This is a genomic window from Catellatospora paridis (assembly GCF_009720365.1).
Classification (GTDB): Bacteria; Actinomycetota; Actinomycetes; order Mycobacteriales; family Micromonosporaceae; genus Catellatospora; species Catellatospora paridis.
Map to the genome: position 1 here is coordinate 118,012 of NZ_WBZD01000044.1, position 26,203 is coordinate 144,214.

Annotated in this window: 28 protein-coding genes; 11 read left to right on the forward strand and 17 right to left on the reverse strand. The window is 71.6% G+C overall.

Going from position 1 to position 26,203, the window contains the following annotated elements; genetic code table 11:
* The first annotated feature begins 132 nt into the window (after positions 1–132).
* On the forward strand, positions 133–858 hold the full coding sequence (locus F9C41_RS39175; protein WP_155391901.1) for an ABC transporter permease: 726 nt from the start codon (positions 133–135) through the stop codon (positions 856–858).
* Between the two features lie 44 nt (positions 859–902).
* Here F9C41_RS39175 and F9C41_RS39180 read toward each other — a convergent pair whose 3' ends face one another.
* Positions 903–1,307, reverse strand: coding sequence for an HAD family hydrolase (locus F9C41_RS39180; RefSeq protein ID WP_155391902.1), 405 nt, complete (start codon positions 1,305–1,307; stop codon positions 903–905).
* Between the two features lie 218 nt (positions 1,308–1,525).
* Between F9C41_RS39180 and F9C41_RS39185 the strand changes: the two genes are divergently transcribed.
* Complete coding sequence (locus F9C41_RS39185) at positions 1,526–2,530, forward strand: glycine betaine ABC transporter substrate-binding protein (protein WP_155391903.1); 1,005 nt, start codon at positions 1,526–1,528, stop codon at positions 2,528–2,530.
* A 142-nt stretch (positions 2,531–2,672) separates the two neighbouring features.
* Here the strand turns inward: F9C41_RS39185 and F9C41_RS39190 are convergent, their stop codons facing one another.
* Entirely contained in the window at positions 2,673–3,305 is a 633-nt protein-coding gene (locus tag F9C41_RS39190) for a class I SAM-dependent methyltransferase (protein ID WP_230690353.1), read from the reverse strand.
* A 95-nt stretch (positions 3,306–3,400) separates the two neighbouring features.
* Here F9C41_RS39190 and F9C41_RS39195 point away from each other — a divergent pair, with 95 nt between their 5' ends.
* On the forward strand, positions 3,401–4,126 hold the full coding sequence (locus F9C41_RS39195) for a GNAT family N-acetyltransferase (RefSeq protein WP_196280153.1): 726 nt from the start codon (positions 3,401–3,403) through the stop codon (positions 4,124–4,126).
* Here F9C41_RS39195 and F9C41_RS39200 read toward each other — a convergent pair.
* Positions 4,123–4,758 carry an HAD family hydrolase gene (locus F9C41_RS39200; RefSeq protein WP_155391936.1) on the reverse strand — a complete coding sequence of 212 codons (636 nt, stop codon included), beginning with the start codon at positions 4,756–4,758 and terminating at the stop codon, positions 4,123–4,125. The two genes, F9C41_RS39195 and F9C41_RS39200, sit on opposite strands and share 4 nt — an antisense overlap.
* A 235-nt stretch (positions 4,759–4,993) precedes the next feature.
* Here F9C41_RS39200 and F9C41_RS39205 point away from each other — a divergent pair, with 235 nt between their 5' ends.
* Together F9C41_RS39205 and F9C41_RS39210 are read left to right on the forward strand one after the other, a co-directional pair.
* The gene (locus tag F9C41_RS39205) at positions 4,994–6,418 is read left to right on the forward strand and encodes a WGR domain-containing protein (RefSeq protein WP_155391906.1); all 1,425 of its coding nucleotides are present in this window, start codon (positions 4,994–4,996) and stop codon (positions 6,416–6,418) included.
* Between the two features lie 165 nt (positions 6,419–6,583).
* A complete protein-coding gene (locus F9C41_RS39210) occupies positions 6,584–6,985 on the forward strand; it encodes a ribosomal maturation YjgA family protein (RefSeq protein WP_155391907.1) in 402 nt (133 codons plus the stop codon).
* On the opposite strand, the gene F9C41_RS39215 is transcribed toward F9C41_RS39210, so the two are convergent.
* The 4 genes from F9C41_RS39215 to F9C41_RS40955 form a co-directional block, all read right to left on the reverse strand.
* Complete coding sequence (locus F9C41_RS39215) at positions 6,982–7,413, reverse strand: PIN domain nuclease (protein WP_155391908.1); 432 nt, start codon at positions 7,411–7,413, stop codon at positions 6,982–6,984. The two genes, F9C41_RS39210 and F9C41_RS39215, sit on opposite strands and share 4 nt — an antisense overlap.
* A complete protein-coding gene (locus F9C41_RS39220; RefSeq protein ID WP_155391909.1) occupies positions 7,410–7,616 on the reverse strand; it encodes a type II toxin-antitoxin system VapB family antitoxin in 207 nt (68 codons plus the stop codon). Before F9C41_RS39220 ends, F9C41_RS39215 begins: the two co-directional genes overlap by 4 nt.
* An 81-nt stretch (positions 7,617–7,697) precedes the next feature.
* Complete coding sequence (locus F9C41_RS39225) at positions 7,698–8,663, reverse strand: golvesin C-terminal-like domain-containing protein (RefSeq protein ID WP_155391910.1); 966 nt, start codon at positions 8,661–8,663, stop codon at positions 7,698–7,700.
* Positions 8,663–8,821: a hypothetical protein gene (locus F9C41_RS40955; protein ID WP_196280154.1), complete on the reverse strand. Its 159-nt coding sequence runs from the start codon at positions 8,819–8,821 to the stop codon at positions 8,663–8,665. The genes F9C41_RS39225 and F9C41_RS40955 overlap by 1 nt, the downstream gene beginning before the upstream one ends.
* 274 nt (positions 8,822–9,095) lie before the next feature.
* Here F9C41_RS40955 and F9C41_RS39230 point away from each other — a divergent pair, with 274 nt between their 5' ends.
* Positions 9,096–9,503, forward strand: coding sequence for a YunG family protein (locus F9C41_RS39230; RefSeq protein WP_155391911.1), 408 nt, complete (start codon positions 9,096–9,098; stop codon positions 9,501–9,503).
* Between the two features lie 22 nt (positions 9,504–9,525).
* On the opposite strand, the gene F9C41_RS39235 is transcribed toward F9C41_RS39230, so the two are convergent.
* Together F9C41_RS39235 and F9C41_RS39240 are read right to left on the reverse strand one after the other, a co-directional pair.
* Positions 9,526–10,977, reverse strand: coding sequence for an RICIN domain-containing protein (locus F9C41_RS39235; protein WP_155391912.1), 1,452 nt, complete (start codon positions 10,975–10,977; stop codon positions 9,526–9,528).
* A 217-nt stretch (positions 10,978–11,194) separates the two neighbouring features.
* Positions 11,195–11,734 carry a GNAT family N-acetyltransferase gene (locus tag F9C41_RS39240; protein ID WP_155391913.1) on the reverse strand — a complete coding sequence of 180 codons (540 nt, stop codon included), beginning with the start codon at positions 11,732–11,734 and terminating at the stop codon, positions 11,195–11,197.
* 146 nt (positions 11,735–11,880) lie between these two features.
* Between F9C41_RS39240 and F9C41_RS39245 the strand changes: the two genes are divergently transcribed.
* Both F9C41_RS39245 and F9C41_RS39250 read left to right on the forward strand, forming a co-directional pair.
* Positions 11,881–12,966: an S-(hydroxymethyl)mycothiol dehydrogenase gene (locus tag F9C41_RS39245; RefSeq protein WP_155391937.1), complete on the forward strand. Its 1,086-nt coding sequence runs from the start codon at positions 11,881–11,883 to the stop codon at positions 12,964–12,966.
* A complete protein-coding gene (locus F9C41_RS39250) occupies positions 12,963–13,598 on the forward strand; it encodes an MBL fold metallo-hydrolase (RefSeq protein WP_155391914.1) in 636 nt (211 codons plus the stop codon). The genes F9C41_RS39245 and F9C41_RS39250 overlap by 4 nt, the downstream gene beginning before the upstream one ends.
* A 50-nt stretch (positions 13,599–13,648) precedes the next feature.
* Here F9C41_RS39250 and F9C41_RS39255 read toward each other — a convergent pair whose 3' ends face one another.
* The 5 genes from F9C41_RS39255 to F9C41_RS39275 all read right to left on the reverse strand — a co-directional run bounded on the left by F9C41_RS39255 (position 13,649) and on the right by F9C41_RS39275 (position 19,656).
* Positions 13,649–14,962, reverse strand: a complete 1,314-nt coding sequence (locus tag F9C41_RS39255; RefSeq protein WP_230690354.1) for a cellulose-binding domain-containing protein — start codon at positions 14,960–14,962, stop codon at positions 13,649–13,651.
* Between the two features lie 175 nt (positions 14,963–15,137).
* Positions 15,138–16,076, reverse strand: a complete 939-nt coding sequence (locus tag F9C41_RS39260) for a GNAT family N-acetyltransferase (protein ID WP_155391915.1) — start codon at positions 16,074–16,076, stop codon at positions 15,138–15,140.
* Between the two features lie 40 nt (positions 16,077–16,116).
* Positions 16,117–17,754 (reverse strand): ABC-F family ATP-binding cassette domain-containing protein, encoded by a 1,638-nt coding sequence (locus tag F9C41_RS39265; RefSeq protein WP_155391916.1) that lies wholly within the window; start codon positions 17,752–17,754, stop codon positions 16,117–16,119.
* Positions 17,755–17,785: 31 nt separating this feature from the next.
* Positions 17,786–18,037 (reverse strand): UBP-type zinc finger domain-containing protein, encoded by a 252-nt coding sequence (locus F9C41_RS39270; protein WP_155391917.1) that lies wholly within the window; start codon positions 18,035–18,037, stop codon positions 17,786–17,788.
* Positions 18,038–18,090: 53 nt separating this feature from the next.
* On the reverse strand, positions 18,091–19,656 hold the full coding sequence (locus F9C41_RS39275; protein ID WP_155391918.1) for a Na+/H+ antiporter: 1,566 nt from the start codon (positions 19,654–19,656) through the stop codon (positions 18,091–18,093).
* Between the two features lie 422 nt (positions 19,657–20,078).
* Here F9C41_RS39275 and F9C41_RS39280 point away from each other — a divergent pair, with 422 nt between their 5' ends.
* The 3 genes from F9C41_RS39280 to F9C41_RS39290 all read left to right on the forward strand — a co-directional run bounded on the left by F9C41_RS39280 (position 20,079) and on the right by F9C41_RS39290 (position 22,623).
* On the forward strand, positions 20,079–20,423 hold the full coding sequence (locus F9C41_RS39280; RefSeq protein WP_155391919.1) for a hypothetical protein: 345 nt from the start codon (positions 20,079–20,081) through the stop codon (positions 20,421–20,423).
* A gap of 84 nt (positions 20,424–20,507) precedes the next feature.
* Positions 20,508–21,887, forward strand: coding sequence for a serine hydrolase domain-containing protein (locus tag F9C41_RS39285; RefSeq protein ID WP_196280155.1), 1,380 nt, complete (start codon positions 20,508–20,510; stop codon positions 21,885–21,887).
* A gap of 10 nt (positions 21,888–21,897) precedes the next feature.
* Positions 21,898–22,623, forward strand: coding sequence for a PIG-L deacetylase family protein (locus tag F9C41_RS39290; RefSeq protein ID WP_155391920.1), 726 nt, complete (start codon positions 21,898–21,900; stop codon positions 22,621–22,623).
* Between the two features lie 156 nt (positions 22,624–22,779).
* Here F9C41_RS39290 and F9C41_RS39295 read toward each other — a convergent pair whose 3' ends face one another.
* The 3 genes from F9C41_RS39295 to F9C41_RS39305 form a co-directional block, all read right to left on the reverse strand.
* Complete coding sequence (locus F9C41_RS39295; protein ID WP_155391921.1) at positions 22,780–23,583, reverse strand: hypothetical protein; 804 nt, start codon at positions 23,581–23,583, stop codon at positions 22,780–22,782.
* Positions 23,584–23,763: 180 nt separating this feature from the next.
* The gene (locus F9C41_RS39300) at positions 23,764–25,161 is read right to left on the reverse strand and encodes a GH1 family beta-glucosidase (RefSeq protein WP_155391922.1); all 1,398 of its coding nucleotides are present in this window, start codon (positions 25,159–25,161) and stop codon (positions 23,764–23,766) included.
* Positions 25,158–25,979 carry a carbohydrate ABC transporter permease gene (locus F9C41_RS39305; RefSeq protein WP_155391940.1) on the reverse strand — a complete coding sequence of 274 codons (822 nt, stop codon included), beginning with the start codon at positions 25,977–25,979 and terminating at the stop codon, positions 25,158–25,160. The genes F9C41_RS39300 and F9C41_RS39305 overlap by 4 nt, the downstream gene beginning before the upstream one ends.
* Positions 25,980–26,203: the final 224 nt, after the last annotated feature.

The following is a 26,203-nucleotide window of genomic DNA, read 5'->3' on the forward strand; positions in this document are numbered from 1 at the left end:
GTGAGCGAGCGAATCAGATGCCCACCGCCCATGCCGCCGACGAGCGCAGCGAGGAGAAGGCATGAGCGAGCGTGAGCGAGCGAATCAGATGCCCACCGCCCATGCCGGCGACGAGCGTAGCGAGGAGAGGGCATGAGTGTCATCGACGACGCGATCGTCTGGCTCAACGATCCGCTGAACTGGACCAACCCTGACGGCATCTTCGCGCGTACGGCAGAGCACCTGTGGATCTCCGCGGCGGCGGTGGCGCTGGGCTGCGCGGTCGCCTGGCCGCTGGGCGTGTTGATGGGACACCTCGGCCGCGGCGGCCCCGCCGTGGTGACCGTGACCAACCTCAGCCGCGCCGTGCCCACGGTGGCCCTGCTCACCATCTTCCCGCTCACCGCGATCGGCTTCGGCCCGAAGGCGATCATCCTGGCGCTGTCGCTGTTCGCGATCCCGCCGCTGCTGGCCAACGCCTACCTGGGCCTGCGCGAGGTCGATCCGGAGGTGCGCGACGCGGGGCGGGGCATGGGCCTGTCCGGCTGGCAGCTGCTGCGCAAGGTGGAGCTGCCGCTGGCGGTGCCATATCTCGCCAACGGGTTCCGCATCGCCGCGGTGCAGGTGGTGGCGACCGCGACGCTGGCCGCGTACGTCAACGGCGGCGGCCTCGGCATGATCATCAGCCGCGGCTTCGGGCTGGGCCTCGCCTCGGGCGGCGGCCAGGTGCTGGCCGGCGGCCTGCTGGTGGCGCTGCTCTGCCTGATCGTGGAGGGCGTCCTCGCCCTCGCCGAGAGGGCGCTGCTGCCGAAGCCGCTGCGCCGCGTCAAGCACCGCCCGCCGGCCTCGGTCGCCGACGCGCTGCCCGCCAGGTCCTGAACGGCGGACGGATCCGGCCGGGACACCTGCCGGCCGGGTCCGTCTCACCACAGGCCGCGGGCGCGCAGCAGGTCGAACAGCTGGGCGTTGTCGCGGAACAGCACGCTGTCGATCCCGGCCGCCGTGCCGCCCGCGACGTAGCGGGGCTTGTCGTCGACGAACAGGCACTGCTCCGGCCTGCGCCCGATCTCGGCCAGGGCCCGCTCGAAGAACTCCCGCTGCGGCTTCAGAAAACCCATCTCGTACGACACCAGCACCCCGCTGATGCCCGGCCGCCCGCCCAGCAGCTCGCGGATCACCGCCGCGCGCCGCGGGTTCTGGTTGGTGACCAGGTACACGCCGTCGACCGCGAGCCGGGGCAGCACGGCCAGCAGCTCCTCGTTGGGATCGAGGCTGCCCGCGGGCACCAGCAGCACGCCGTCCACGTCCAGCAGCAGCGTCGTCACCACGCGATCAGCCTAGGCCCGCACGGGCGGTGTCCCGCATGACGTCGATCACCCCGCGGTTTCCGCGACAAGCCGCTGACCTGGGGATGTGAACGGTTTGCGAACTGTCCGACGCGGGTAGGCGAGCGGGGTTCACAAATTCATCGCAAGGATGTCTCAGGTACGCGGTAAGAAGGACCTTTGCACTTCATTTCGCAAATGCATACGACGGAAGGCTGAATATGGCAACGCACACCCGGAGGGCGTCCGTCCTCCTGCTGGCCGGTGTCACCGCGGCGGCGTTCGCGCTGACCGGCTGCGGGCAGGCCGGCTCCTCGGGCACGGAGGCCCCGGCCACCGCCTCGGGCGCCGGCTGCGCGCCGGTCGCCGGCGACCAGCTCGTGGTCCTCGACGACGACAAGCACCTGCAGAACACCGACAACATCGTCGCGGTCGCCAACGCCAAGCGGGCCACCCCCGCGCTGCTGGCGGCGGTCGACAAGGTCGGGGCCGCGCTGGACACCCCGAAGCTGATCGCGCTCAACAAGGCCGTCGAGGTCGAGCGCAAGACCTCCGAGGTCGCGGCGCAGGAGTTCGCGGCGCAGGCGGGCCTGACCACCGGCCTGTCCGGCGGGGCCGGCCCGGTCGTGGTCGGCGCGGCGAACTTCCCGGAGAGCAAGACCCTCGCCGAGCTGTACAAGATCGCGCTGAACGCGGCGGGCTTCCAGGCCACCGTGCAGGTCGCCGGCAACCGCGAGCTCTACGAGCCCGCCCTCGAGCGCGGCGAGCTGACGGTGTTCCCGGAGTACGCCGCGACCCTCACCGAGTTCCTGAACCAGAAGCAGAACGGCAAGGAGGCCGCGGCCAAGGCCAGCGGTGACGTCAACGCCACCGTGGCGGCCCTGAAGGAGCTGGCCACCAAGGCCGGGCTGACCGTGGGCACGCCGTCGGCCGCCGCGGACCAGAACGCGTACGCGGTGACCAAGGCGTTCGCCGACCAGCACCAGGTCAAGACGCTGTCGGACTTCGCCGCCAAGTGCTCCGGCAAGGCCACCGTGCTGGCCGGTCCCCCGGAGTGCCCGCAGCGCTCGTTCTGCCAGCCGGGCCTGGAGAAGACCTACGGCATCACGTTCGGCTCGTTCCAGCAGGCCGACGCCGGCGGCCCGCAGAGCAAGACCGCGGTGACCACCGGCAAGGCCACCCTCGGCATGGTCTTCTCGTCCGACGGCAGCCTCGCCACCAACTGACCCACCACGCCACCAGCGGCGGCGGCCCGGTTGACCTCAACCGGGCCGCCGCCGCGTTACCGCGTCGATCATGAACTTATGGGCCGGCGCGACGGCGTGTCATGGCCACAGCTTCATGATCACGCTCAGCGGCGGGGCGGGTTCAGGTGAACTGGAAGAGGCGGCCGCTCGGGCCGAGTGGCTGGGGGGCGGCGGTGAGCCGGTGCACACCCACCGAGAACAGCACCCCGTCCGGGGCATGGAAGGCCTGCTCGGCGAAGCCCGCCTCGGCGAACCACGCCCGGATCGACGGGGTCAGGTCGGGTACGCGCCGGGTCCGTGTCCAGATCACGGTCGCGCCGGGCGCGCACAGCCGCGGCAGCGCTGCGACGGTCCGCCGGACGTCGGCCTCGCCGATGTTGCCGAAAACCCCCGCGAACAGCACCAGATCGGCCGGAACGGCCCCGGCATAGGACTCCGGCAGTCCGGCGTCGGCGCATCTCGCCGCGACGGCCACGCCGAGGCGGTCGGCCTCCGCACGCGCCAGCTTGGTGTTGCGGGGGTCGTACTCGATCAGCGTCGCGCGCACCCGGGACGCGTCCGGCCGCCGCGCGAGCACCCCGAGCAGGTCGCGCCCCTGACCCGCGCATGCGCTGACCACGGTCAGCACCGGCTCCGGGCGCTCGTCCAACCACTCGTCGACGTGCTCCTGCACCAGCCGCAACCGGTGCGACAGCGGCGATTCCGGATCGTCGTACGGCCGATGCCAGTCGTGCCAGTCCTTCGCAGCGCTCACGGGCGACCAATCTGCCATGACCCCGGGGTTTTCGGGGACCCGCGCGGTCCGCCGTTGCGGCATGATCGGTGCTCACCACGCCCCGGGAGCCGACCGTGTTCGACCGCATCACCGCCAACTGCCACAGGACCGGCCTGCATGTCGCGAAGACGCGCCGGTTGTGGGTGATCAGCTCCCGCGCCGACGACCTGGCGCATCACGTCTTCTTCCAGGCAGACGAAGCGGCTCGGCACTGGCAGGGCTGGTGGCCCGAGGAGGAGCCGCCCGCACCGGCGGAGAGGTTGGCCCGGCCGCCTGCCGACACGACCGGCGCGCTGACGCCCGTGGTCGAGATGCTGTACTTCACCGCCGTGGAGCGCCGGACCCGGATCCCGGTGGCGGGTGTGTCGATCACGGCCGCGGAGGACGGCGCACACCACATCGGCGGCAGCGTCCACCTCGTTCACCGCGGCAGGGGTTACGGCCGGGAGATCATGACCACGGCGTGCCGACTCGCGCACCGGCACTTCGGCATCGCCACGCTGCACGCCGGGTGCGAGGTCACCAACACGGCCAGCATGCGATGGCTGGCCGGGTGCGGGTTCGCCCCCGACGGCCCGACCCGCCCGCACCTGCTGCCCAACAGGCGCGAGATCGACTCCCAGTGGTGGACCCGGACCGACCGGCGAGCCCGCCGGCGCTGCGCGCACCTGCGCACCCTGCAGGAGGCGACCCAGCTCGCCGCGAGCCTGGCAGCGGCCGCGCAACCCCGGGGCCCGGTGGCGCACCAGCGGCCGACGGGCCCCGGGGCGAATCTGCGGCCACCGGCACCGGGCCGTTAGACCGCCGTAGCGGCCAGCGTGGCGAGGGTGACCCCGGTGAGTGTGGTGAGCAGCGTCAGGCCGGTCATCGGCTTCAGTGACACCGCGTTGGGGACGCCGAACACGCGAGTACCCGCGGCCAGCGCGCTGGCCACACCCGTGGGCGAGTCCTCGATGACCAGGCAGTCGGCGGGCTCGACGCTCAGCAGCTTCGCCGCGCGCAGGTACGGGTCCGGGTGCGGCTTGGTGAACGCGACCTCGTCGCCGCAGACCACGGCGTCGAAGTTGTGCCGGCCGAGCGTGTCGAGGGCCACCTCCACGGCCTTCCGGTTGGTGGAGGTGACCAGGGCCGTGGGCAGGCCGGCGGCGCGGACCTCGTGCAGCAGTTCCCGGGCGCCCGGGCGCCACACCAGGTCGGTGGCGAAGAGCCCCACGACGCGCTCGTAGATCCAGGCCGAGCTGACTGCGGCGTCCCGCCAGGGCTGGCCGATGCCCTCGTGGAACAGCAGCATCGACTCGTCGACGGAGCGCCCGACCATGTTCAGCCGGACCTCGACCGAGATCTCGCCGCCGTACTCGCGGGCCAGCTCCTCGATGGCGAGGTCCCACAGCGGTTCGCTGTCGAACAGGGTTCCGTCCATGTCGAAGAGCACTGCCGCCGGAGTCATGGCACGATCATCCCCGGCCACGGCTGGGAGCGCCGCCGACCGTGGCTGACATCACGCCCCACGGCCGCCGCGGACCAGCCAGGACCCGCTGCGGCCCGCGCGGGCACGAGCGTGGCTGGGCGGGCCGACCGATCTTGGTTTGCCGCGCAGCGCGGTGTCGGGGGCGGCGGATACGGTGTGGCCGAAGCGCTCCCCTCCCGCGAGAGAAGGCCCCTTCCCCATGCCCGCTGAGACCACCTACCTCGAACTGTCCGAAGCCGACGGCGGCTCGCACAAGTTCTACGAGGTCGTCGTCGACGACACCGAGCTGACCATCCGCTACGGCCGCATCGGCGACGCCGGGGCCACGACGAAGAGCACGTTCGCCGACAACGCCAAGGCCCGGGCGGCCGCGGCGAAGAAGATCGGCGAGAAGGTGCGCAAGGGGTACGCCCCCGCGGTGCCGGGCGCGCGGGGCAAGCGCGCGGTGTCGCGGCGCGCCATCGTCAGCACTCGCTCGACCGCGAAGACCGCGCCGGTGCTGTGGCGCTACCGCTCGGGCACGTCCGCGTTCGGCATCTTCGTCGACAGCAAGGTCTGCATGGTCGGCAACGAGGCCGGCGTGATCACCACGCTGACCCACGACGCCGAGGTGATGCAGCAGTTCAAGCTGCCCGACGGGGTCAAGTGCATCGTCGCCGACGACGCCTGGCTCTATGCCGGCTGCGACGACGGCAACGTCTACGACCTGTCCGGCAAGGTGCCGCGCCTGGCCTACCGGATCGCGCCCGACATCGACATCTACTGGCTGGACATCCACGACGGCGTGCTGGGCGTGTCCGACGCGGGCGGCGGCGTGGCCGCGATCGACCACGAGGACGAGTTCCTGTGGCGGCGCAAGAGCACCGGCTCTTCGGGCTGGATGGTCCGCTGCGACGCCGACGCCGTGCACCACGGCCACTCCGGCGGCGTGACCAGCTACGACTGGCGCACCGGCGAGCAGCTGTGGACCCGGAGCACCGGTGCGGTGCTGTTCGGCTGGCAGGAGCAGCACACGCTGTACGCGGGCACGTCCACCCGCAAGGTCGTCGAGCTGGGCAAGGACGGCACGCCGCGGCGGGAGTACCAGTGCGACGCCGCCGTGTTCTCGTGTGCGACCAGCCCCGACGGCAGCTACGTGTTCGCCGGCGACAACAGCTCCTCGGTGTACTGCTTCGACAGCTCCGGCACCCGGCTGTGGAAGCTCGGCACCGGCTGCGGCTCGGCGTACTCGATGCAGTACCACGACGAGCGGCTCTACATCGTGACCACGGACGGCTCGCTGGCCTGCATCGACGCCACCGAGTCGGCGATCCGCGCGGCCGAGTCCGGCACCGTCCCCGTGGTCGTCGACGTCAAGGCCTCGCACATCGAGGCGGTCGCCGCGTCCACCACGGTCGAGGTCGTCACCGCCGAGGCGGGCGGCGACGGCATCGTGCTGGAGTGCTTCGAGGAGGGCGGGCGCCTGCGGGTGCGGGTGGTGTCCGAGGGCTACCAGCAGTCGTGGCAGGTGCAGTTCCCCAAGGGCATCCGCGAGGCCGGCGCGCGATACGTCGTGCCCGAGGTGCGCCAGGCCAGCCGGGGCGGGTTCTACCGCGCCTTCGGCGAGATCCGCCGCCTGGCGTGACCCGAAACTCCCGCCGCCGCGCCCGGGTGCCACCGGGCCGCGGCGGCGGGCCGTCCTCGCCGGGCCGTCCGCGCGGGGCGGGCCGGGCGGCGGGGCAGGATGACCGCACCGGATCTTCACGAGTCCACCACCGGCGGGACCGGGCGGGCTCCGTACCATCGGCGGATGCCCCGCACCGACTGGTCCCGCCGCCTGGCCGCGCTCGCCGCCGCCAGCGCCGTCCTGGCGATCGCCCTGCTCATCCGGGCCATGGCGGACGGGCCGCTGGAACAGCACTCCGGCACCGCGCTCTACGCCTCGATGATCTACGCCGGGGTGTTCTTCCTGTGGCCGCGTGCGACTCCCCTGGTCGCGGGTGCGGTCGCGATCGCGTTCTGCTGGCTGGTCGAGCTGTCACAGCTGACCGGCGTGCCCGCGTACCTGTCGGAGCGCAGCGTGCTGGCCCGGCTGGCGCTCGGCATCGCGTACGACCCGCTCGACATGCTCTGGTATCCGGCCGGCGTGCTGCCGCTGGTCGCCCTGCACCTGCTCCTGCGGCCGCGCACCGCGGCCCGGGTGACCGGCTAGGACACCGAGCCGCGCGGCACGACCCAGCGCGTCTGCAGGCCGGACACTGCGGCGATGTGGTCGAAGTCGGAGTCGTAGTGCAGGACGATGGCCCCGTAGTGCTCGGCGATGGCGGCGGTCAGCAGGTCGGGGCAGCCCGCGGCGCGGTGCTGGCTGCGCCTGGCCAGCATCGCCTGGATCTCCCGGGCGCGCCGGGCGATCTCGGGGGTCGGCGGCAGGTCGACGAAGCCCGCCGCGCGCAGCGCCGCGGTCCGTGCGTACTCGGCGGGGGTCCGGGCGGAGTACAGGACTTCGAGGTCGACGACGACGCAGGTGGCCAGCAGCCCGGCCTTGCCGAGCCGGGTCAGCTCGGCGCGCACCGGCTCGTGCTGCACGCGCGCGATGGCGCTGGTGTCGGCCAGGTAGAGCCCGGCGGGGACCCCGGTCACCGGCGGGCGCTCGCCCGGATCTCCGGATCGGCCAGGTCGGGACTGCCCCACACGAGCGGGTCGTCGAAGACCTCGGCCCGGCGGCGGCGCTCGGCCACGAAGGCCAGCGCGGCGTTCACCGTGTCGACCTTGGTCTTGGTGCCCAGTTCCCGGGCCGCCGCGTCGAGCTTCTCGTCGTCGATGTCGATGACAGTACGTGACATGATATCAAGTATGCTGCACTAGATATCAAGATCGCCACAGTGGGCCCGGCGGCGGCCGATCGACCGCCACCGGATCCCAGGTCAGACCCGCGTCACCCGGATCGCGTCGGCGATGACGTATCCGGTGCCGCTGGTCCAGCGGCTGACGCCGACCTTGTTGGCGTCGCCCGCGGTGAGGTTGAAGGTGCCCAGGACGCGCCACTGCCCACCGGTCACCCGCTGGTCGACGGTCACGGTCTGGTTGCCGCCGCTGGTGACGACCACGTACGGCGTGGCGTTGTTGTAGCCCGGGTCGGCCGGCCACCACGCCTCGACGCGGTAGTTGCCCGTCTCCGGGATGGCGAACTTGTACCAGGCGGCGTCGCTGGCCGCGACCGGGTTGGCGAACCGGTAGTTCTCCCCGAACCGCTGCCCGGAGAACGCCGAGGTGCCCCAGTTGGTGCTGGCGGTGAACCGCCCCGCGGTGGTGTTGTCCACGGTGGACGTCCAGCCGCCGGTCGGCGGGTTCATCGCCCGCGCCACGTCGGCACGCATCACGTTGAGGTCGATGGCATACGGGTCGATCTTGCCGGTGGTGCTGGTCTCCCGGTGGCCGCGGGCGTAGCTGGAGTCGCGGCCCAGCCGCTTGAGCACCGCCGCGGTCGCCGCGATCGAGGCGTTGTACTGCGCCGCGGTCATCTGCTGGTTCACACCGTTGTAGTCGATCTCCCAGCCGATCATCAGGGTGTTGCCGTCACCGGCCGGGATGGGGCCGCTGCCCCCCGACGCGCCCGCGTGGTTGCAGCGCCCGGCCGAGATGACGTGGAACACGCCGTGGTAGTCCACGAGCGCCTGGCACAGCGGCCCGGCCAGGTCGGAACGGCCGTTGATGCAGACGTTCAGGGCCGGGTGCGGGTTGCTCGCGCTCGACGTCGCGGCGGTGTGGTGCCACAGCACGCCGATCGGGTCGAAGGAGCCGGGGCGCATCCGGTTGCGCCAGTCGCCCTCCTCGACGACCTGCACACCGGCCGAGCGCAGCACGTCGGCCAGCCAGGGAACGGTAGCCATCACGCCCCCTCGATCAGGTCGGCGGCGCACTCGGGCGCCGGGGCGGGCTCCTCGGCGGCCTGAGCGGGACGGGCCACCAGCGCGACGGCGGCGGCGACGAGCGCGGGCACGCCGAGCAACCGTCGGCGGCGGGCACGCAGGGATCGGATTCTGGTCACGGCACTCCTCGGGGGGTACGGAGGGACACGAGCCCAAGCTCGCGCGCACCCGGTCAGGCCTGCGTCATGCCTGGCCAGGCGGCGTGACGGCACCATATATCGGCATCGCTGTCTATGTCGATACCTTGCGACATGCCATATGTTTGCGAAATTTTCCTTCACATCCGACGTACGCGGCGACCCGGCCGCCCAGAGTGGACAGCCGGGAAACCGCGCGATGCCGGAAGGGGCGTGCAGGACGGGTGCGCCGGGCGGGTGTGCGAGGCTGTGCCGCATGGCGGTCCTCACCCTGACGCAGCTCGAGCAGGCGGTCCGCGCCGGCTGGGGCGTCGACACGTGCGCGCCCGAGGACGTGCCCGACTGGCATGCCGGCAATCCCGCGCGCGGCCAGTGCGGAGTCACCGCGCTGGTGGTGCACGACCTGCTCGGCGGCGATCTGATGTGCGGCGAGGTCCGCGTCGACGGCGTGCGCACCGATCACCACTGGTGGAACCGGCTGTCCGGCGGCCTGGAGGTCGACCTCACCCGCGAGCAGTTCGGCCCCGAGGAGATCGTCACGGCCGGCGCCGTCGTCGTGCGGCCACCGACGATCAACCGCCTTCTCGACGAGTACGAGCTGCTCCGCAGCAGGGTGCTGGCCGTCCTTCGCGATAGCGCGCCTGATCCGGGCGGGCCGGTGTAGGGCCGGCCCGCCCGGAGGGGTGTCAGACCGTGATCCGGCCCGCGCCCGCGCCCGCGCTCACACTGGCCTTGACGCCACTGGCGCTGTCCAGGGTGTACGAGTACGGGATGCTCGACACGCTGCCCCCACCGCTCTCCGGGGACCCGGAGCCGGTGAAGTAGTTGTTGCGCTGGACGATCGCGCCGTCGGCGGAGTCGGCGTAGCCGACCAGGGTCGGCTCGTCGACGCTCTCGAAGTAGTTGCCCTCGACGAGCACGCCCGCGCCCATGGTGGAGGCGACGCCGTATTCGTTGCCCCGGTAGTAGTTGTTGTACACGTGCACCGGGTTGCCGAAGCGCACCCGCGGGTGCCGGGTGCCGGAGCCGTCGAACCAGTTGTGGTGGTAGGTCACCCGCAGGTGGCCGCGGTCCTCACTGGCGTTGTCGTCGCTGTGGCCGAGCAGCATGGACTTGTCGTGGCCGTAGACGCGGTTCCAGGAGACGGTGACGTAGTCGGAGGCCCGCTTGACGTCGACCGCGCCGTCGTACCCGTTGGTGAAGCTGTTGTGGTCGACCCAGACCCGGGTGGAGTACTGGACGTTGACCGCGTCGTCGTCCCAGTCCCGGAACGAGATGTTGCGGATGATCACGTTGCTGGCGTTGGACACGTTCAGACCGCAGCCCGCGATGGTCGCGCCGGAGTTGCCGAGGACGGTCTTGTTCGACCCGACGGTGATCATGCCGGAGCAGGAGATCGTGCCGGAGATCCGCACGACCCGGGCCGTGCTGCCGGAGACGGCGCTGGACAGGGCCGAGGAGCTGGTGACCGTCGTCGCCGCGGCGCTGCCGCCGCCGGTGGTGCCGCCGCCCTGGGTGGCCCAGCCGACGAGCCCGGTCTGCGAGCCGCCACCGCCACCGCCGCCACCGCCACCGCCACCGGAGCCGACCGCGATGAGCTGCCAGTGCTGGTTCCAGCCATTGAGGTCGGCGAACTGGCTGATGATGCCGCCGTCGGCGGTGGACCACTCCCACACGTCGAGGGCCTTGCCGCTGTGCCGGTTGAGGAACTTCACGTAGCCGCTGTCGGTGTCACGCACCGCGAAGTGCTGGCGCGTGGTGCCGTTGTCCGGGTTCTGCACCAAGCCGGTGCCGTCGTTGGCGTTGGGCAGTTCCAGGAACTTGCCGCTCTGGCGCGAGCGCAGCTTGTAGAAGCCGCTGCCGGCGTCGACGAACTGCCACTGCTGCTGGTAGCCGTCGTTGCGGGCCCACTGGACGATCGGGGCGCCGTCGGCGGTGCTGAAGTTGTACAGGTCGACGGCCTTGCCGCTGTGCCGGGACACGATGACGTACCAGGCGCCGGTGTCGATGGTGACGGCCTGCGCGGGCGCCGCGACGACCGCGCCGACCGCCGCGAGCGCGAGGGTCAGCGCCGCGACGACGGCGGTACGCAGGCGCCATAGGCGCCGGGGCGTGGTCCGTGGAGTGGGTGGGGACATCGGATGAACCTCCGAGTGTTGGACCGCGGGCGGCGTGGGCGCGCCGGTCCGCGGTTCGGTGAGCGGATGTGGAAAGCGCTTTCCGTTCTCGAAGATTAGTCGCGACGTCAAACTATGTCAATCTATATGGCATGCCAGGCTGGTCGATCACATAGGACTTCTCCGATGTAACCCTGTCGCCGACGTGCGTCGCAGGACGGCACGGGCTCTGTGGCGGTCAGCGCAGTCCCACGCAGTCCATGGCCCAGAACGGTTCCGAGTAGACGAAGGTGCCGGTCATCCACGGCTCGTACGCCGCCAGCGGATACACCTGGAACGCCGGGTCGGGGATGCGCAGCGACGGGGAGCGCAGGTCCAGGCCGCCCGCCCGGACGAAGCCCTGCCGCACGTAGTAGCCCGGGTCGCCCTCCAGGAAGACCAGCGGCACCCTCGCCTCGTCGGCGGCGGCCAGTGCCGCGGCGATCAACCGCGTGCCGAGGCCATGGCGCTGATGGTCCGGGTGTACGCCCAGCGGCGACAGGCTGTAGACGTCGACCAGGCGCACCGGGGCGTCCAGCCGGCAGGCGCTGAGCAGGACGTGCCCGACGATCAGATCCCCGTGCGTGGCCACCAGGGAGACCACCGGCAGCGCGGCGGGAGCGGCCCGCAGCGCGTCGGCCAGCGCGGGCACCCGCTCGGCGTCACCGAAGGCGAGAGTGTGCACCGCGCGTACCGCGGCCTGGTCGGCGGCCGTCTCGGCCCTGATCTCGTAGTCCATGATCGCGAACCTAGGACCGGGCGCCGTGGGACCGCAACGGGTTTCCGCCCGGAGACGAACGCCCAGGCCCGGCACGAGGTCCCTGGCGTACGGGTGGCGCACGGGTAACATCCTTGCGTCTGTCCAACGTGCGCAAGGAGGCCACGGTGGTGCACGAGGTCCGCGGAGTCGTCGCCCGCTCTAAGAACGCGCCGGTGAGCATCGAAACGGTGCTGGTGCCCGACCCTGGGCCAGGGGAAGCGCTGGTGAAGGTGCAGGCCTGCGGGGTCTGCCACACCGACCTGCACTACCGGGAGGGCGGCATCAACGACGACTTCCCGTTCCTGCTGGGCCACGAGGCCGCCGGGGTGGTCGAGGCGGTCGGCGAGGGCGTGACCGAGGTCGCCCCGGGCGACTACGTGGTGCTGAACTGGCGGGCCGTGTGCGGTCAGTGCCGGGCCTGCCGGAAGGGCAAGCCGTGGTACTGCTTCGCCACGCACAACGCCACGCAGAAGATGACGCTCGCCGACGGCACACCGCTGTCGCCCGCGCTGGGCATCGGCGCGTTCATCGAGAAGACGCTGGTCGCCGCCGGGCAGTGCACCAAGGTCGACCCGGCCGCGCCGCCGGAGGTCGCCGGTCTGCTCGGCTGCGGCGTGATGGCCGGCCTGGGCGCGGTGCTGAACACGGGCGCGGTCACCCGCGGCGACACCGTCGCGGTGATCGGCTGCGGTGGCGTGGGCAACGCGGCCATCGCCGGGGCGCAGCTGGCCGGCGCGACCACGATCATCGGCGTCGACCTCGACGACCGCAAACTGGCCTGGGCCAAGCAACTCGGCGCGACGCACACCGTCAACGGCGGGCAGGTCGACGTGGTCGCGGCCATCCAGGAGCTGACCGGCGGCTTCGGCGCGGACGTGGTGGTCGACGCGGTCGGCCGCCCGGAGACCTACCGGCAGGCCTTCTACGCCCGCGACCTGGCGGGCACGGTGGTGCTGGTGGGCGTGCCCACCCCGGAGATGACGCTGGAACTGCCGCTGCTGGACGTGTTCGGCCGCGGCGGCGCGCTCAAGTCGTCCTGGTACGGCGACTGCCTGCCCTCCCGCGACTTCCCCACCCTGCTCGCGCTGTACCTGCAGGGACGGCTCGACCTGGCCGCGTTCGTGTCCGAGCGGATCGGGCTCGACGACGTCGAGGAGGCGTTCGCCAGGATGGGCCGCGGCGAGGTGCTGCGCTCGGTGGTGATGCTGTGACGGGCTCGGCGCGCATCGAGCGGGTGGTCACCTCCGGCACGTTCAGCCTGGACGGCGGCACGTGGGAGGTCGACAACAACGTCTGGCTCATCGGCAACGACAGCGACGTGCTGGTCGTCGACGCGGCACACGACGCGGCCGCGATCATGGCGGCGGCCGGCGAGCGGCGCGTCGTCGCGATCGTCTGCACCCATGCGCACAACGACCACATCGACGCCGCGCCGGAGCTGGCGCGCCTGTCCGGTGCGCCGATCATGCTGCACCCCGACGACCGGATGCTGTGGGACGTGACGCATCCGGGCGTGGTGCCCGACCGGGACCTGACCGACGGCGACTGCCTGACCGTGGCCGGGGTCGAGCTGTGGGTGCACCACACGCCGGGGCACGCGCCGGGTGCGGTGTGCCTGTACGCGCCGTCGCTGTCGGCGCTGTTCTCCGGGGACACCCTGTTCCAGGGCGGGCCGGGCGCGACCGGCCGGTCCTACAGCGACTTCGACACGATCATCGGCTCGATCCGCGACCGGCTGCTGACCCTGCCGCCGGACACCGTGGTGTACACGGGGCACGGCGACACCACCACGATCGGCGCGGAAGCCCCGCACCTGGACGAGTGGCTGGCCCGCGGCCACTGAGCGACCCGTGAGACGGGGCCCGGCGGTCGTCCGCCGGGCCCCGTGCCCGGTCAGTAGCCCCAGCGGTTCTTCAGGTGCCGCCAGAAGTCGCGCAGCATCCACCGGTCGAACTCGGTGATGCTGGTGGCGCTGCCCGCCTTCATGATGAAGCAGCACTGGCCGGTGGGCGTCCAGTCGTAGAAGTCGTCCAGGCCGAAGGTGTGCCCGACTTCGTGCAGGTAGATGTGGATGTTCTCGGAGTTCACCGCGCCGGTGAAGTATTCGCTGCTCATCCGCTGGCCCCAGTCGCCGCCGGCGCCGCCGCCGAAGCCAGAGGTCAGCCAGAGCGACATGTCGTAGTGGTGCGACGCGCCGCCGGGGCAGCCGGTGTAGTTGCCGTCCTGGTGGAAGAAGCGGCCGCACGGCTCCGAACACTGCGGCGCGTTCTCCCGGATGTTGTTGACGTAGATGTCCACCGAGTTGTCGGTCCAGTCGAGGGTCGCGCGGTCACGCACGGCCCAGCCGACGACCTTCACCGGCACCTCGGCGTACGGCCAGCCGTTGTGCCCGGCCATCACGTCCATCCACTTCTTGAACTGCCGGGACAGCGCCGCGTGGATCTGGTCGCGCATGGCCGCGGTCACCCGCGCGCTGGAGTCCCAGCGTACGCAATAATTGATCTTTCCGCCGCCGGCCATGACCTGGTCCCAGCCGTAGTTGCGGAACGTGAGCAGCTGCGGATACGTGGACTGGTAGTGCGCCCACACCTCGTTGAGCGGCGTGACCAGATTGGCGGGCGGGTTCCAGCCGCTGGTGGGCGGGCTCGACGGGGACGCCGACGGGGACGTCGAGGGGGACGTCGACGGCCGGGGCGACGCCGAGGGTGAGACCGACGGCGACGCCGACGGCCGCGGGGACGGCGAGGACGAGGGGGCGGCCGACGGCGACGCGCTGGACGGCGCGCCGGTGCAGGCGACGCCGTTGAGCGTGAACGCGGTGGGGACCGGGTTGGCGGTCGTCCACGTCCCGTTGAAACCGATCGACGTGCTCGCGTTGGTGCCGAGGCTGCCGTTGTAGCCGAGGCTGGCGGCGGTGACCTGGCTGCCGCTCTGCGTGAAGGCGGCGTTCCAGCCCTGCGTGACGGCCTGGCCGGTGACCGGGAAGGTCCACCGCAGCGTCCAGGCGGTGAGCGGGTCGCCGAGGTTCTTGACGGCGATGTCGCCGGTGAAGCCGCCGCCCCACTGGGACGGCACGGTGTAGGTGATCTGGCAGCCGGTGACGGCGGCCCGCGCCGCGGTGGCGACGAGGGTCCAGGCGGCCACCGCGGTCACCGCGATCAGTGCGACGGCTGAGGTCAGGGCATGGCGATGTCTGATGTAGCGCACGGGAATCTCCGAGGGTGCGGGCGCGTGACGCGCCGACTCTGCAGACGCGTGCCGCGGATGCCCGTCGGCGGCACGTATGGACGCGGACGAGGTCCGCTCCGGCTCCCGGACACCACGATGCAGCCCGAAAAGGTTTTCGGCAACTGATGCCGGACCTATCCGGACAGTCCTTGAGTCAGGCCAGGTCGAAGACCACCGTGGTCCAGGTGCCGACCGGACGGAAACCGAGCGCGCGGTTGACCGCGAGCATGCCGGTGTTGACGGCGGCGTTGGTGGTGCCGACCGAGGCCACCTCGGGCCGCTCGGCGGCCAGCAGCCGCAGCGACTCCGCCTTCACCCAGCGGGCCAGCCCGCGGCGGCGGGACGCGGGAACCACGGCGGTCTCCTCGGTGAACGCCACGTCGCCCGTCGCGGGCACCAGCACCTGGGTGAACGCCACCACGGCCCCGGCGGCGTCGAGTATCGCGGTCACCCGCAGCTGCACCCCGCGCCGGGCGACCGTCTCCTCCTGCTCGCGCACCGCCTGCGCGGTCACGTGCGGCCACTGCACACCGGCGTCGGTCGGGGCGTCGTGGATGGCGTTGCGGGCCGCGGTGTAGGACTCCAGCAGCTCGTCGGCGACCGGCCCGAGCCAGGTCACCGCCCGGTGGCCGGGCACCGGCACGGGCTGCTCGGCCACGGGCAGACGCAGCAGTGATCGGACCACCGTCTGACCCACCCGGGCCCCGCGGGCGGCGGCGAACGCGGCGCCGTCGTCGTCGCCGTACATGCCGGTCAGCACGGTGCGGCCGGCGGACCGGGCGTAGGCCACGGCGGCGTCGAACAGCGCACCGCCGGTGCCCTGCCGGCGGCGACCGGGCTCGACGTAGACACGCACGAACGCGGTGGTCACGTCCGGCGGCAGGTCCACCGACGCGAAGCCGACAGCCGGGTCGTCGGCGACCAGGTAGCGGTGGCCGCCGCCCATACGAGGACGGCGCAGCAGGCTCACGCCGGTGGGGGCGTCCTCGATCGGCTCATCCGGGTTCGCCGCCAGGTGGCAGGCCCGGCGGATCTCGTACATGCGCCGCAGCAGGGACTCGTCGGCGGTCCCGGTGTCCACCTCGATGATCATCCTGACACCGTACCGGCCGGAGCGCCGTGGCGCGGGCCCGTCAGCTCGCCGTGACGCGTCCGGCCTCGACGGTGAGCATCCGGTTGGTCTGCACGGCCTGCAGCATCTGCCGGTCGTGGGTGACCAGCAGCAGCGTGCCGGTGTACGAGTCCAAGGCCTGCTCCAGCTGCTCGATCGCGGCCAGGTCGAGGTGGTTGGTGGGCTCGTCGAGAACCAGCAGGTTGACCCCCGACGCCTGCAGCAGCGCCAGCGCGGCGCGGGTGCGCTCGCCCGGCGACAGGGTCGCGGCCGGGCGCAGCACGTGCGCCGCGCGCAGCCCGAACTTGGCCAGCAGGGTGCGCACGTCGCCGGGGGCAAGCGCGGGCACCGCCGACTGGAACGCGTCGACCAGCGGCTGGTGGCCCAGGAAGCGCCCGCGGGCCTGGTCGATCTCGCCGACGACGACGCCCGGCCCGAGCGAGGCGGTGCCCGCGGCGAGCACGGCCCGGCCGAGCATGGCGCGCAGCAGGGTGGACTTGCCGGAGCCGTTGGGGCCGGTCACGGCGACCCGGTCGGCCCAGTCGATGCGCAGGTCGACCGGCCCGAGCGTGAAGTCGCCCTGGCGTACGACGGCGTTGTTGAGGGTGGCCACGACGGCGCCGGCACGCGGGGCGGCGGCGATCTGCATTCGCAGCTCCCACTCCTTGCGCGGCTCCTCCACCTCGTCCAGCCGCTCGATCAGGCGCTCGGTCTGGCGGGCCTTGGCAGCCTGCTTCTCCGTCGACTCGGTGCGGAACGCCCGGCCCATCTTGTCGTTGTCGGGCGACTTGCGGCGGGCGTTCTTGACGCCCTTCTCCATCCAGGCGCGCTGCATGCGGGCGCGCGCGAGCAGGTCGTCCTTCTTGTCGGCGTACTCGTCATAGGCCTCGCGGGCGTGCTGCCGGGCGACCTCGCGCTCGGCCAGGTAGGCCCGGTAGCCGCCGCCGTACTGGCGCACCTGCTGCTGGATCAGGTCCAGCTCGACGACGCGGGTGACGGTGCGCGTCAGGAACTCCCGATCGTGGCTGACCAGCACGGTGCCCGCGCGCAGCTCGCCGAGGAAGCGCTCCAGCCGGTCCAGCCCGGCCAGGTCGAGGTCGTTGGTCGGCTCGTCCAGCAGGAAGATGTCGTACCGGCTGAGCAGCAGCGACGCCATGCCCGCGCGGGCGGCCTGGCCACCCGACAGTGCCGTCATCGGGTGGTCGAGGTCGACGTCGAGGCCCAGCTCGGCGGCGATAGCGGCGGACCTCTCGGGCAGGTCCGCCCCGCCGAGTTCGAGCCAGCGCTCCAGGGCCTCGCCGTAGCGGTCGTCGGCCCCGTCCGCGCCCTCGGCCAGCGCCATCGCCGCGTCGTCCATCTCCTGCTGGGCCCGGGCCACGCCGGTGCGGCGGGCCAGGAAGTCGCGCACGTTCTCGGCGGGCCGCCGCTCGGGTTCCTGCGGCAGCAGGCCGACGTTGGCCGTGGGCGGATTGAGGGTGATCGTGCCCTGTTCGGGGGCGGCCAGGCCGGCGAGCAGTCGCAGCAGGGTGGACTTGCCGGCCCCGTTCACGCCGACCAGGCCGACGACCTCACCGGGCGCGACGACCAGGTCGACGTCGCTGAACAGGGTCCGCTCGCCGTGCCCGGCGGAAAGGCCACGGGCCACCATGGTCGCGCTCATGCCGCTGAGCGTATCCGCCGCCTCGCGGACCTCAGCCCACGACCTCGTGCAGGTAGCACCAGCGCCAGTCCTCACCCGGTTCGAACGACTGGATGACCGGGTGCCCGACCTCGTGGAAGTGGGCGGTGGCGTGTTTGTGCGGCGAGGAGTCGCAGCAGCCGATGTGCCCGCAGGTGAGGCACCGGCGCAGGTGCACCCAGGTGGTGCCGTCGCGCAGGCACTCCTCGCAGCCGTCGGCACGGGCCGCCGGGTCGTCGGCGCTCTTCAGGTCCTCACAACTCATGCCTGCTCCTCATGTCACTCGTCGAACACGTACGCCCCGCGGCGGCCCACGTGTCAGTCCATCCGTTCCAGCATCGACTCTTCCAGGTCCATGTCGCGCTGCGCCCGGACGAGCACATCCTCCGGGATCCGGCCCGCGTCCCGGGCCGAGCGGAACACGGCTCGCTCGGCCTCCAGCATCTCCCGGCGCAGCCGCACGTAGACGGCGGTTGGCGTTTCCCGGTCGCCGCCCAGCCGCTCCCACACCGCGTTGGAGCGGCGCTCGGTGAGGGCGCGCAGCTTCTCCACGACGTCCGGCGAGGCGGTGTCGGCGAGGCTCTCCAGCCGCTCGCGGGCGGCCTTGCTGGCCTGCTGCTGCGCCTGCGCCTCGGCGAGGATGTCGCCGGTCCGGTCGTCGGCCTGCACCTTCAGCATCCGGGCCACCATCGGCAGGGTCATGCCCTGCAGCACGAGGGTGCCGACGATGACGGCGAACGCCAGCCACACGAACAGCGCCCGCGGGTAGGGCATGCCGCCGGCGAGCATCGTCGGCAGCGCCAGCGCGGTGGCCAGGGTGACCACGCCGCGCATGCCGGCCCACGAGATGACGGTCGCGCCGGTGAAGTCCAGACCGGTGCCGTGGCGGCGCACGATGGGCAGCAGCCGGACCAGGTACGCGACCGGATACATCCAGGCGAACCGGGTGACGATCACGGTCGCGAGCACCGCCAGGGTCAACCCGACCACCTGGGCGACCGGGGTGTTCAGGCCGGTCAGCACCTCCCGCAGCTGCAGCCCGACGAGCAGGAACACCAGGCCTTCCAGCATGAAGGTGATCATGCGCCAGAACGCGCCCATCTGCAGGCGCGACGCGGCCGACATCAGCGTCGGCATCCGGTGGCCCAGGTAGAGCCCGGCGACCACGACGGCGACCACCGCCGACGCGTGGATGACCTCCGCGATCACGGTCACCGCGAACGGGGTCAGCAGCGAGATCGAGTTGTCGATCAGCGGGTCGCGGGTGCGCCGGTGCAGGAACGCCGCGGTGAGCGCGCCCAGCGCGCCGACCAGCACACCGCCCCCGGCCGCCAGCATCACCTGCTCGGCCACGGCCATCGGGCCGACCGCCGTGCCGATCGCGACCGCGACCGCGACCCGGAAGATCACCAGTGCGGTGGCATCGTTGAGCAGGCTCTCGCCTTCGAGGATGGTCACCATCCGGCGCGGCAGCCCGATGCGCTTCGCGATGGCGGTGGCCGCGATGGCGTCGGGGGGCGCCACGACCGCGCCCAGCGCCAGGCACGCCGCGAGCGGCACCTGCGGCAGCAGCGCGTGCACGAGCAGGCCGACCGCGACCGCGGTGAAGATGACCAGGCCGACGGCGAGCAGCAGGATCGAGCGGATGTTGTGCCGGAACGCCGGCACGGAGGTCTCCAGGGCGGCGACGTACAGCAGCGGCGGCAGGACACCGATGAGCACGATCTCGGGTTCGAGCACGACGACCGGGAACCCGGGCACCAGCGCCAGGCAGAGCCCGACCACCACCAGCACGATCGGATTGAGCAGGTTGTACCGGCGCGACAGTGCGGACACCGCGACGACGACCACGGTCAGCACGACACCCACCACGAGGGCATTCACGTGTCAGAGCCTATGGCGTGGCGCGCCCGGGAACGCACATGTGTACGGTCACCGCGCCCATCCGGCGCAGCCGGGCATGAATCTCCGCTGTTGACGGCCGTGCACCGAGCACTGACCGGCCGGTAGGTAAGATTTCCCTCCCGCCTGATGGGAAACATGCGCGATTGAGCATGGGTTCACTCGATGTTCATCTTTCCTTGCCGACCGGTCAGCCAACCCCGCGCACCGCCCGGTTACCGCCCCCGATGGGCGTTCTACCTGCCGGTCGGTAGGCAGGCTAAATGAACTCCCGGTGAAAGCACCCCTGACCTGCCGCCCGGCAAGGCATTTGCCCAGTTCACGGCGTTGACCAGGTCTCCGGCCCGGAGGTTTGATCGGCAGGTTCCGCTTGATCAGCCAATCTTTTGGGAGGAGGGTGTTCGATGCAGGAGACCGCTCGTGCCATCGGCCACCGGCTGCGGATCACCACCACGATGATCAGCCTGATGCTGTTCCTGATCGCCGGGCTCACCGTCATGGCGCAACCGCAGCGGGCGTCGGCCGCGCCGCTCACCGAACCGGTTTCGGTGTCCACGCAGGAACCGGCCGCGTCCGCACTGGACGGCGGGAAGCGCTGCTGGAAGCAGACCTACCGCTGGCACCACCGCACGTACAAGAAGTGGGTGTGCAAGTACGACCACCACTACAAGAAGCATTACAAGAAGAACTACCACCACAAGAAGTACAACAACCACGGTAACAACCACCACGGGAACAACCACCGCTGAGGTGCACCCGTCCCGGGCCGGCGGCCCCGACCGCCGGCCCACCCATGCCCCGCGCGAACCCGGTCACGATGGCACGATGGCCTGATGCCTGAGATGGACCTGCTGCCGGCCACCCGCCGCGCCCTGCTGCACCGCATCGCCACCGCCCAGGCCGAAGGCCGCGCGCCGTCCCTGGTCGGCGCCGTCGTTCGCGACGGCGCACCGGTGTGGACGCACGGCCGGGGCCTGGTCGAGGGGCAACCCCCGACCGCCGACACGCAGTACCGGATCGGCTCGCTGACCAAGACCTTCGTCGCCGTGCTGGTGCTGCGCCTGCGTGACGAGGGCCTGCTCGACCTGGCCGACCCGCTCGGCACGCACCTGCCCGCGGCGCCCGCGGACACCGCCGGGCTGACCGTCGCCCAGCTGCTCGCACACACCGCCGGCCTGGCGTCGGAGACCCCCGCGCCGTGGTGGGAGCGCACCGACGGCAGTGTGCGCCCCGAGCTGGGCGACATCCTCGACGCCGACGGCATCAAGCACCCCGCCGGGCGGGTCTTCCACTACTCGAACCCCGGCTTCGCGCTGCTCGGCGCGCTTGTCGAGCAGCTGCGCGGCAAGCCGCTGGAGCAGGTGCTCGCCGAGGAGATCCTCGGGCCGCTCGGCATGACCCGCACCTCGCTGCTGCCGCAGGCCCCGCACGCCCACGGCTGGGCCGTGCACCCGTGGGCCGACGTGCTGCTGCCCGAGCCCGCCACCGACACCGGCCGGATGGCCCCGGCCGGTCAGCTCTGGTCCACCGCCACAGACCTGTGCCGCTTCGCCGCGTTCCTGGCCAAGGGCCACCCGGCCGTGCTGGCCGAGGCGAGCCTGGCCCAGATGCGCACCCCGGCGTCCCCGCTCGACGGCCCCGTCTGGGACCTGACGTACGGGCTGGGCATGCAGCTCAAGAACGACGGCGGACGGCTGCTGTCCGGGCACACCGGCTCCATGCCCGGCTTCCTGTGCACGCTGTGGGTCTCCCCCGCCGACGGCCTGGGCGGCATTGTGCTGGCCAACGCCACCTCGGGCATCTCCATCGGCGCGCTCGGCGCCGATCTGGTGCGCATCACCGCCGAGCACGAGCCGCGCATCCCGGACGCGTGGCACCCGCTGGAGACCTACGACCCGGCGCTGCTGGAGCTGACCGGCCCCTGGTACGTCGGACCGACCCCGGCCCTGATCCGGCTGCGCGCCGACGGCGAGCTGGAGTTCGGGCCGCTGACCGGGGCAGGACGCAGCTCGCGGCTGAAGGCGCAGGACGACGGCACCTGGCTCGGGCTGGAGGGCTACTACGCGGGCGAGACGCTGCGCGTGGTGCGCGACGCCGCCGGTGCGGTGACCCATCTGGACCTGGGCAGCTTCGTGCTCACCCGGCAGCCGTACGGTTCGGACACGATCCCGGGCGGCGTCGATCCATTGGGCTGGCGCGGCGGGCCCGCGTAGGGTCGGGGACATGGATCAACTGGAGCCGATGCCGCAGGACTGGACCCGTGCGCTCGCCATCGCCGCACACCCGGACGACCTCGAATACGGGGTGTCCGGGGCAGTGGCCGGGTGGACCGCGGCAGGCAAGGACGTGCGCTACACCCTGGTCACCCGCGGTGAGGCCGGCATCGACACCATCCCGCCGGCCGAGTGCGGGCCGCTGCGCGAGGCCGAGCAGCGCGCGGCGTGCGCCGAGGTCGGCGTGTCCGAACTGGAGTTCCTCGGCCACGCCGACGGCGTCGTCGAGTACGGCCTGGCCCTGCGCCGGGACCTGGCCGCGGCGATCCGCCGCCACACGCCCGACCTGGTGATCACGGCGAACTTCCAGGACACGTGGCCCGGCGGCGGCTGGAACTCCCCCGACCACCGCAACGTGGGCCGGGCCGTGCTGGACGCGATCGGCGACGCCGGCAACCGGTGGATCTTCCCGGAGCTGGTGGCGCAGGGGCTGGCCCCGTGGGGCGGGGTGCGCTACGTCGCCGTCGGCGGCTCGCCGCAGGCCACCCACGCCGTCGACATCACCGACACGCTGGACCGGGCCGTCGCCTCCCTCGACGCGCACCACGCCTACCTGGCCGGGCTCGGCGACCACCCGATGGCCGCCACCCGCGACTTCCTGGAGTGGATGGCCGACCTGAACGCGCCCCGCTTCGGCGGCCGCCGCGCCGCCGCGTTCGAGCTCTACCGCATGTGACCACCCGCCCCGGACTCCGGCCAGGACTCCGCACGCAATAGACGTTGGCCTATCTGGATGAGAATTCGGCGATCGAACTCACCCAGATAGGCCGACGTTTATGTAAAGCGAGCCGGTCAGCAGGGCCGGTCAGCGGGGCCGGTCAGCGGGGGCCGGTCAGCGGGCGGCGGTGTCGCTGTGCCGGCCCGCGTTCGCGGTGACCGGCTGGCGGCGGGCCCGCGCCGCGGCGAGCTGCACCGGCGCACCGGGCGCGGCCGCCACGTCCTGCTGCTGGCGGTCGTACAGATAGACGGACATCGCATAACAGAACGTGATGACGCCAAGCATCTCGCACAGTTCCTCGACGGACGCCGCGAGCAGGTACTCCATGTACCCGGCCCCCGGCGCGACGTTGCCGCTGACGTCCCGGCCGACGAAGGCCCCGACGACCTCCATGCCGACCGCGCCGAGCACGAACAGCACCCCGCCGCCCGCCACCAGCAGTCGGGTGCGGACCGGCAGGTGGAACAGGAACTTCAGGTAGGACACGCAGAAGACCAGCACGAACGGCGCGGCCACCACGATCCAGGACAGGTAGGAGGCCTTGCCCAGCTGCACCAGGCCCATCTTGCGGCTCATCTCGTGCATCTGCGTGATCTCGTCCATGGAAAGGAACGCGAAGACGACCGACAGGATCCGCCAGTGCTTGGCGTACTTCTCCCCGCGCCCGCGGACGTTGTTCGCGATCTCCCACAGCACGTACGCGGTGAGCAGGAGCAGGGCGCCGGAGAACCAGGTCGGGAGGTTCTTCTCCTTGTCCACGTTGAAGAACGTGGTCCACCAGGCGAACGCGGGGATCACGTTGTGGTGGCCCAGCCCGTGGTAGAGGTAGTTGCCGCCGAGGCTCAGCACGTGCAGTCCGGCGACGAAGCACAGCAGGAACCGCACCAGCGTGCGGGGAGTCGGCAGGTTGATTCTCATCACGGGCCCTATTCGACGGTGGTCCGCCCGGCGCGAGCCGAGAGGCATGGTTGCCGAATATAACGGTCGAAATCACCCAAACGACTCTTGACTCCGCAGAATTCCTGGCCCGGTCCCCCCAACGCGGACGAGGCGCGGCTCCGGCTCCCGCCGGGACCGCGCCTCGTCGACGATCGGGCGTCAGGTCAGGCCGTTGCGGCCGATGACCTGGGCATACCAGTGGGCGCTGTCCTTGGGCAGGCGTCGCTGGGTGTCGTAGTCGACGTGCACCAGCCCGAAGCGCTTGCCGTAGCCATACCCCCACTCGTAGTTGTCCAGCAGCGACCAGGCGAGGTATCCGCGCAGGTCAGCCCCGCCCTCGATGGCCGCATGCGCGGCCCGCAGGTGCCCGTCGAGGTACGCGATGCGGTCGTCGTCGGCGACCCGGCCGCCCTCCACCACGTCGCTGTAGGCCGCGCCGTTCTCGGTGACCATCAGCGGCACGCCCGGATAGTCCGCAGCCAGGCGCAGCAGCAGCGCGGACAGGCCGGTCGGGTCCACCGGCCAGTCCATCGCGGTGACCGGCATGTTCTGGGTCATGAACTCGACGCCCTCGCTGCCGGGGTGCGCCGGCCCGCTGTGCGCGCCGACCTGGGCCCGCACCAGCGCCGGCTGGTAGTAGTTCACGCCCAGCAGGTCGAGCGGGGCGGCGATGAGCGCCTCGTCGCCGGAGCGGATCACCCCTGCCGCGCCGAACCGCTCGAACAGCGCGAGCATGTCCTGCGGGTATCGCCCGCGCAGTGCCGGGTCCAGGAACAGCCGGTTCTGCAGCCCGTCGATGAGCCGCGCCGCCGCCTGGTCGTGCGGGTCGGCCGGGTTGCCGGGCCGTACGTCGGTCAGGTTGAGCGTCAGCGACACCTCCTGCGCCCCGCCCGCCCGCAGCGCCCGGGCGGCCAGGCCGTGCCCGAGCATCAGGTGGTGGACCGCCTCGAAGGCCGCCCGGGGGTCCTGGCGGCCCGGCGCGTGAACGCCGCTGCCGTAGCCGAGGAAGGACGAGCACCACGGCTCGTTGAGCGTGGTCCAGGTGCGCACCCGGTCGCCGAGCCGCCCGATCGTCGACGAGGCCAGGTCGGCGAGGTAGTAGGCGGTGTCGCGGTTGGTCCAGCCGCCCCGGTCCTCCAGCACCTGCGGCAGGTCCCAGTGGTAGAGGGTCACCATCGGGTCGATGCCGTGGCCGAGCAGCTCGTCGACGAGCCGGTCGTAGAAGTCCAGGCCGCGGGTGTTCGCCGGGCCGGAGCCGTCGGGCTTGATGCGCGGCCAGGCGACCGAGAACCGGTAGGTGCCCAGGCCGAGCTGCTTCATCAGCGCGACGTCGTCGCGGTAGCGGTGGTAGTGCTCGCAGGCGACGTCACCGGAGTGGCCCTCGAACACCTTGCCCGGCGTACGGGAGAAGGTGTCCCAGATCGACGGGGTCCGCCCGTCCTCGGTCGCCGCGCCCTCGATCTGGTAGGACGCGGTGGCCGCGCCCCAGCGGAACCCGGACGGGAAGCGCACGGGTGCGGTCCCGTTCAGTTGCGCCTGCGTGGTGGCCAGCGTCATGACTTCACCGCTCCCTGCATGATGCCGCCGATGATGTACTTGCCGAGCAGGGCGAACACGATCAGCAGCGGGATGGTGGCGATCGCGGTGCCGGTCAGCGACAGCGAGTAGTCCTGGATGTAGCCACTGGCCAGCGTCGACAGCGCGGTCTGCACCGTCGGGTCCTCCGGGGTGAGCACGACAAGCGGCCAGAAGAAGTCGTTCCAGGCCGTCATGAACGTCAGCATGCCCAGCACCGCCGCGGCCGGTTTCGACGCCGGCAGGACCACATGCCAGAAGATCCGCAGCGTGTGGCAGCCGTCGACGCGCGCGGCCTCGATCAGCTCGCTGGGCACCGCCTCGCGCAGGAACTGGGTCATGAAGAACACGCCGAACGCGGTGACCAGGCCGGGTGCGACGACGGCGTACATGGTGCCGGTCCACTCGATCTTCGCCATGAGCAGGTAGAGCGGGATGATGCCCAGTTGCGTGGGGACCATCATGGTCGCGATGAGCATGACCAGCATCGCGTTACGGCCCCGGAAGGGCAGCTTCGCGAACGCGAACCCTGCCAGGGTCGAGAACAGCACGACGCTGATCGTGATCGAGATCGAGACGATGAACGAGTTGGTCAGCGCCTTGGCGAAGTCGACGGTCCCGAACGCGCGTTCCAGGTTCGCGAACAGGTTCGGGCCCAGCCCGAACGGCGGCGGGACCTGACCCAGGATGCCGTTGTCGTGCGAGGCCACCACCAGCGACCAGTAGAGCGGGAAGCCGGAGAACAGGGCCAGGCCGGCCAGCGCCAGATAGGCGAGTTTGCCGGGGCGGCGGTCGGCCATGAACGACCTGCGGCGACGCCGGTGCACCTGCGGTTCGGCCGCTGCGGCGGAGGCCGCACGGGCGGGCGTGGTGGTCAGGGGTGTCGTCGTTGCCATCAGGACCTCCGCAGGCGGCTGGTCAGGAAGTAGTTGATCGCCGCGACGATCACGATGATGCCGAACATCGCCCACGCCGCAGTCGAGGCGTAACCGAAGTCGAACCTGCTGAACGCCACCTCATACAG

Coding starts and splice junctions, on each gene's coding strand:
- F9C41_RS39295 (WP_155391921.1), bottom strand. CDS start 23,583: ATGAGAATCAACCTGCCGACTCCCCGCACGCTGGTGCGGTTCCTGCTG.
- F9C41_RS39185 (WP_155391903.1), top strand. CDS start 1,526: ATGGCAACGCACACCCGGAGGGCGTCCGTCCTCCTGCTGGCCGGTGTC.
- F9C41_RS39260 (WP_155391915.1), bottom strand. CDS start 16,076: ATGATCATCGAGGTGGACACCGGGACCGCCGACGAGTCCCTGCTGCGG.
- F9C41_RS39300 (WP_155391922.1), bottom strand. CDS start 25,161: ATGACGCTGGCCACCACGCAGGCGCAACTGAACGGGACCGCACCCGTG.
- F9C41_RS39305 (WP_155391940.1), bottom strand. CDS start 25,979: ATGGCCGACCGCCGCCCCGGCAAACTCGCCTATCTGGCGCTGGCCGGC.
- F9C41_RS39240 (WP_155391913.1), bottom strand. CDS start 11,734: ATGGACTACGAGATCAGGGCCGAGACGGCCGCCGACCAGGCCGCGGTA.
- F9C41_RS39220 (WP_155391909.1), bottom strand. CDS start 7,616: ATGTCACGTACTGTCATCGACATCGACGACGAGAAGCTCGACGCGGCG.
- F9C41_RS39265 (WP_155391916.1), bottom strand. CDS start 17,754: ATGAGCGCGACCATGGTGGCCCGTGGCCTTTCCGCCGGGCACGGCGAG.
- F9C41_RS39235 (WP_155391912.1), bottom strand. CDS start 10,977: ATGTCCCCACCCACTCCACGGACCACGCCCCGGCGCCTATGGCGCCTG.
- F9C41_RS39285 (WP_196280155.1), top strand. CDS start 20,508: ATGCCTGAGATGGACCTGCTGCCGGCCACCCGCCGCGCCCTGCTGCAC.
- F9C41_RS39225 (WP_155391910.1), bottom strand. CDS start 8,663: ATGGCTACCGTTCCCTGGCTGGCCGACGTGCTGCGCTCGGCCGGTGTG.
- F9C41_RS39270 (WP_155391917.1), bottom strand. CDS start 18,037: ATGAGTTGTGAGGACCTGAAGAGCGCCGACGACCCGGCGGCCCGTGCC.
- F9C41_RS39205 (WP_155391906.1), top strand. CDS start 4,994: ATGCCCGCTGAGACCACCTACCTCGAACTGTCCGAAGCCGACGGCGGC.
- F9C41_RS39290 (WP_155391920.1), top strand. CDS start 21,898: ATGGATCAACTGGAGCCGATGCCGCAGGACTGGACCCGTGCGCTCGCC.
- F9C41_RS39210 (WP_155391907.1), top strand. CDS start 6,584: ATGCCCCGCACCGACTGGTCCCGCCGCCTGGCCGCGCTCGCCGCCGCC.
- F9C41_RS39230 (WP_155391911.1), top strand. CDS start 9,096: ATGGCGGTCCTCACCCTGACGCAGCTCGAGCAGGCGGTCCGCGCCGGC.
- F9C41_RS39175 (WP_155391901.1), top strand. CDS start 133: ATGAGTGTCATCGACGACGCGATCGTCTGGCTCAACGATCCGCTGAAC.
- F9C41_RS39280 (WP_155391919.1), top strand. CDS start 20,079: ATGCAGGAGACCGCTCGTGCCATCGGCCACCGGCTGCGGATCACCACC.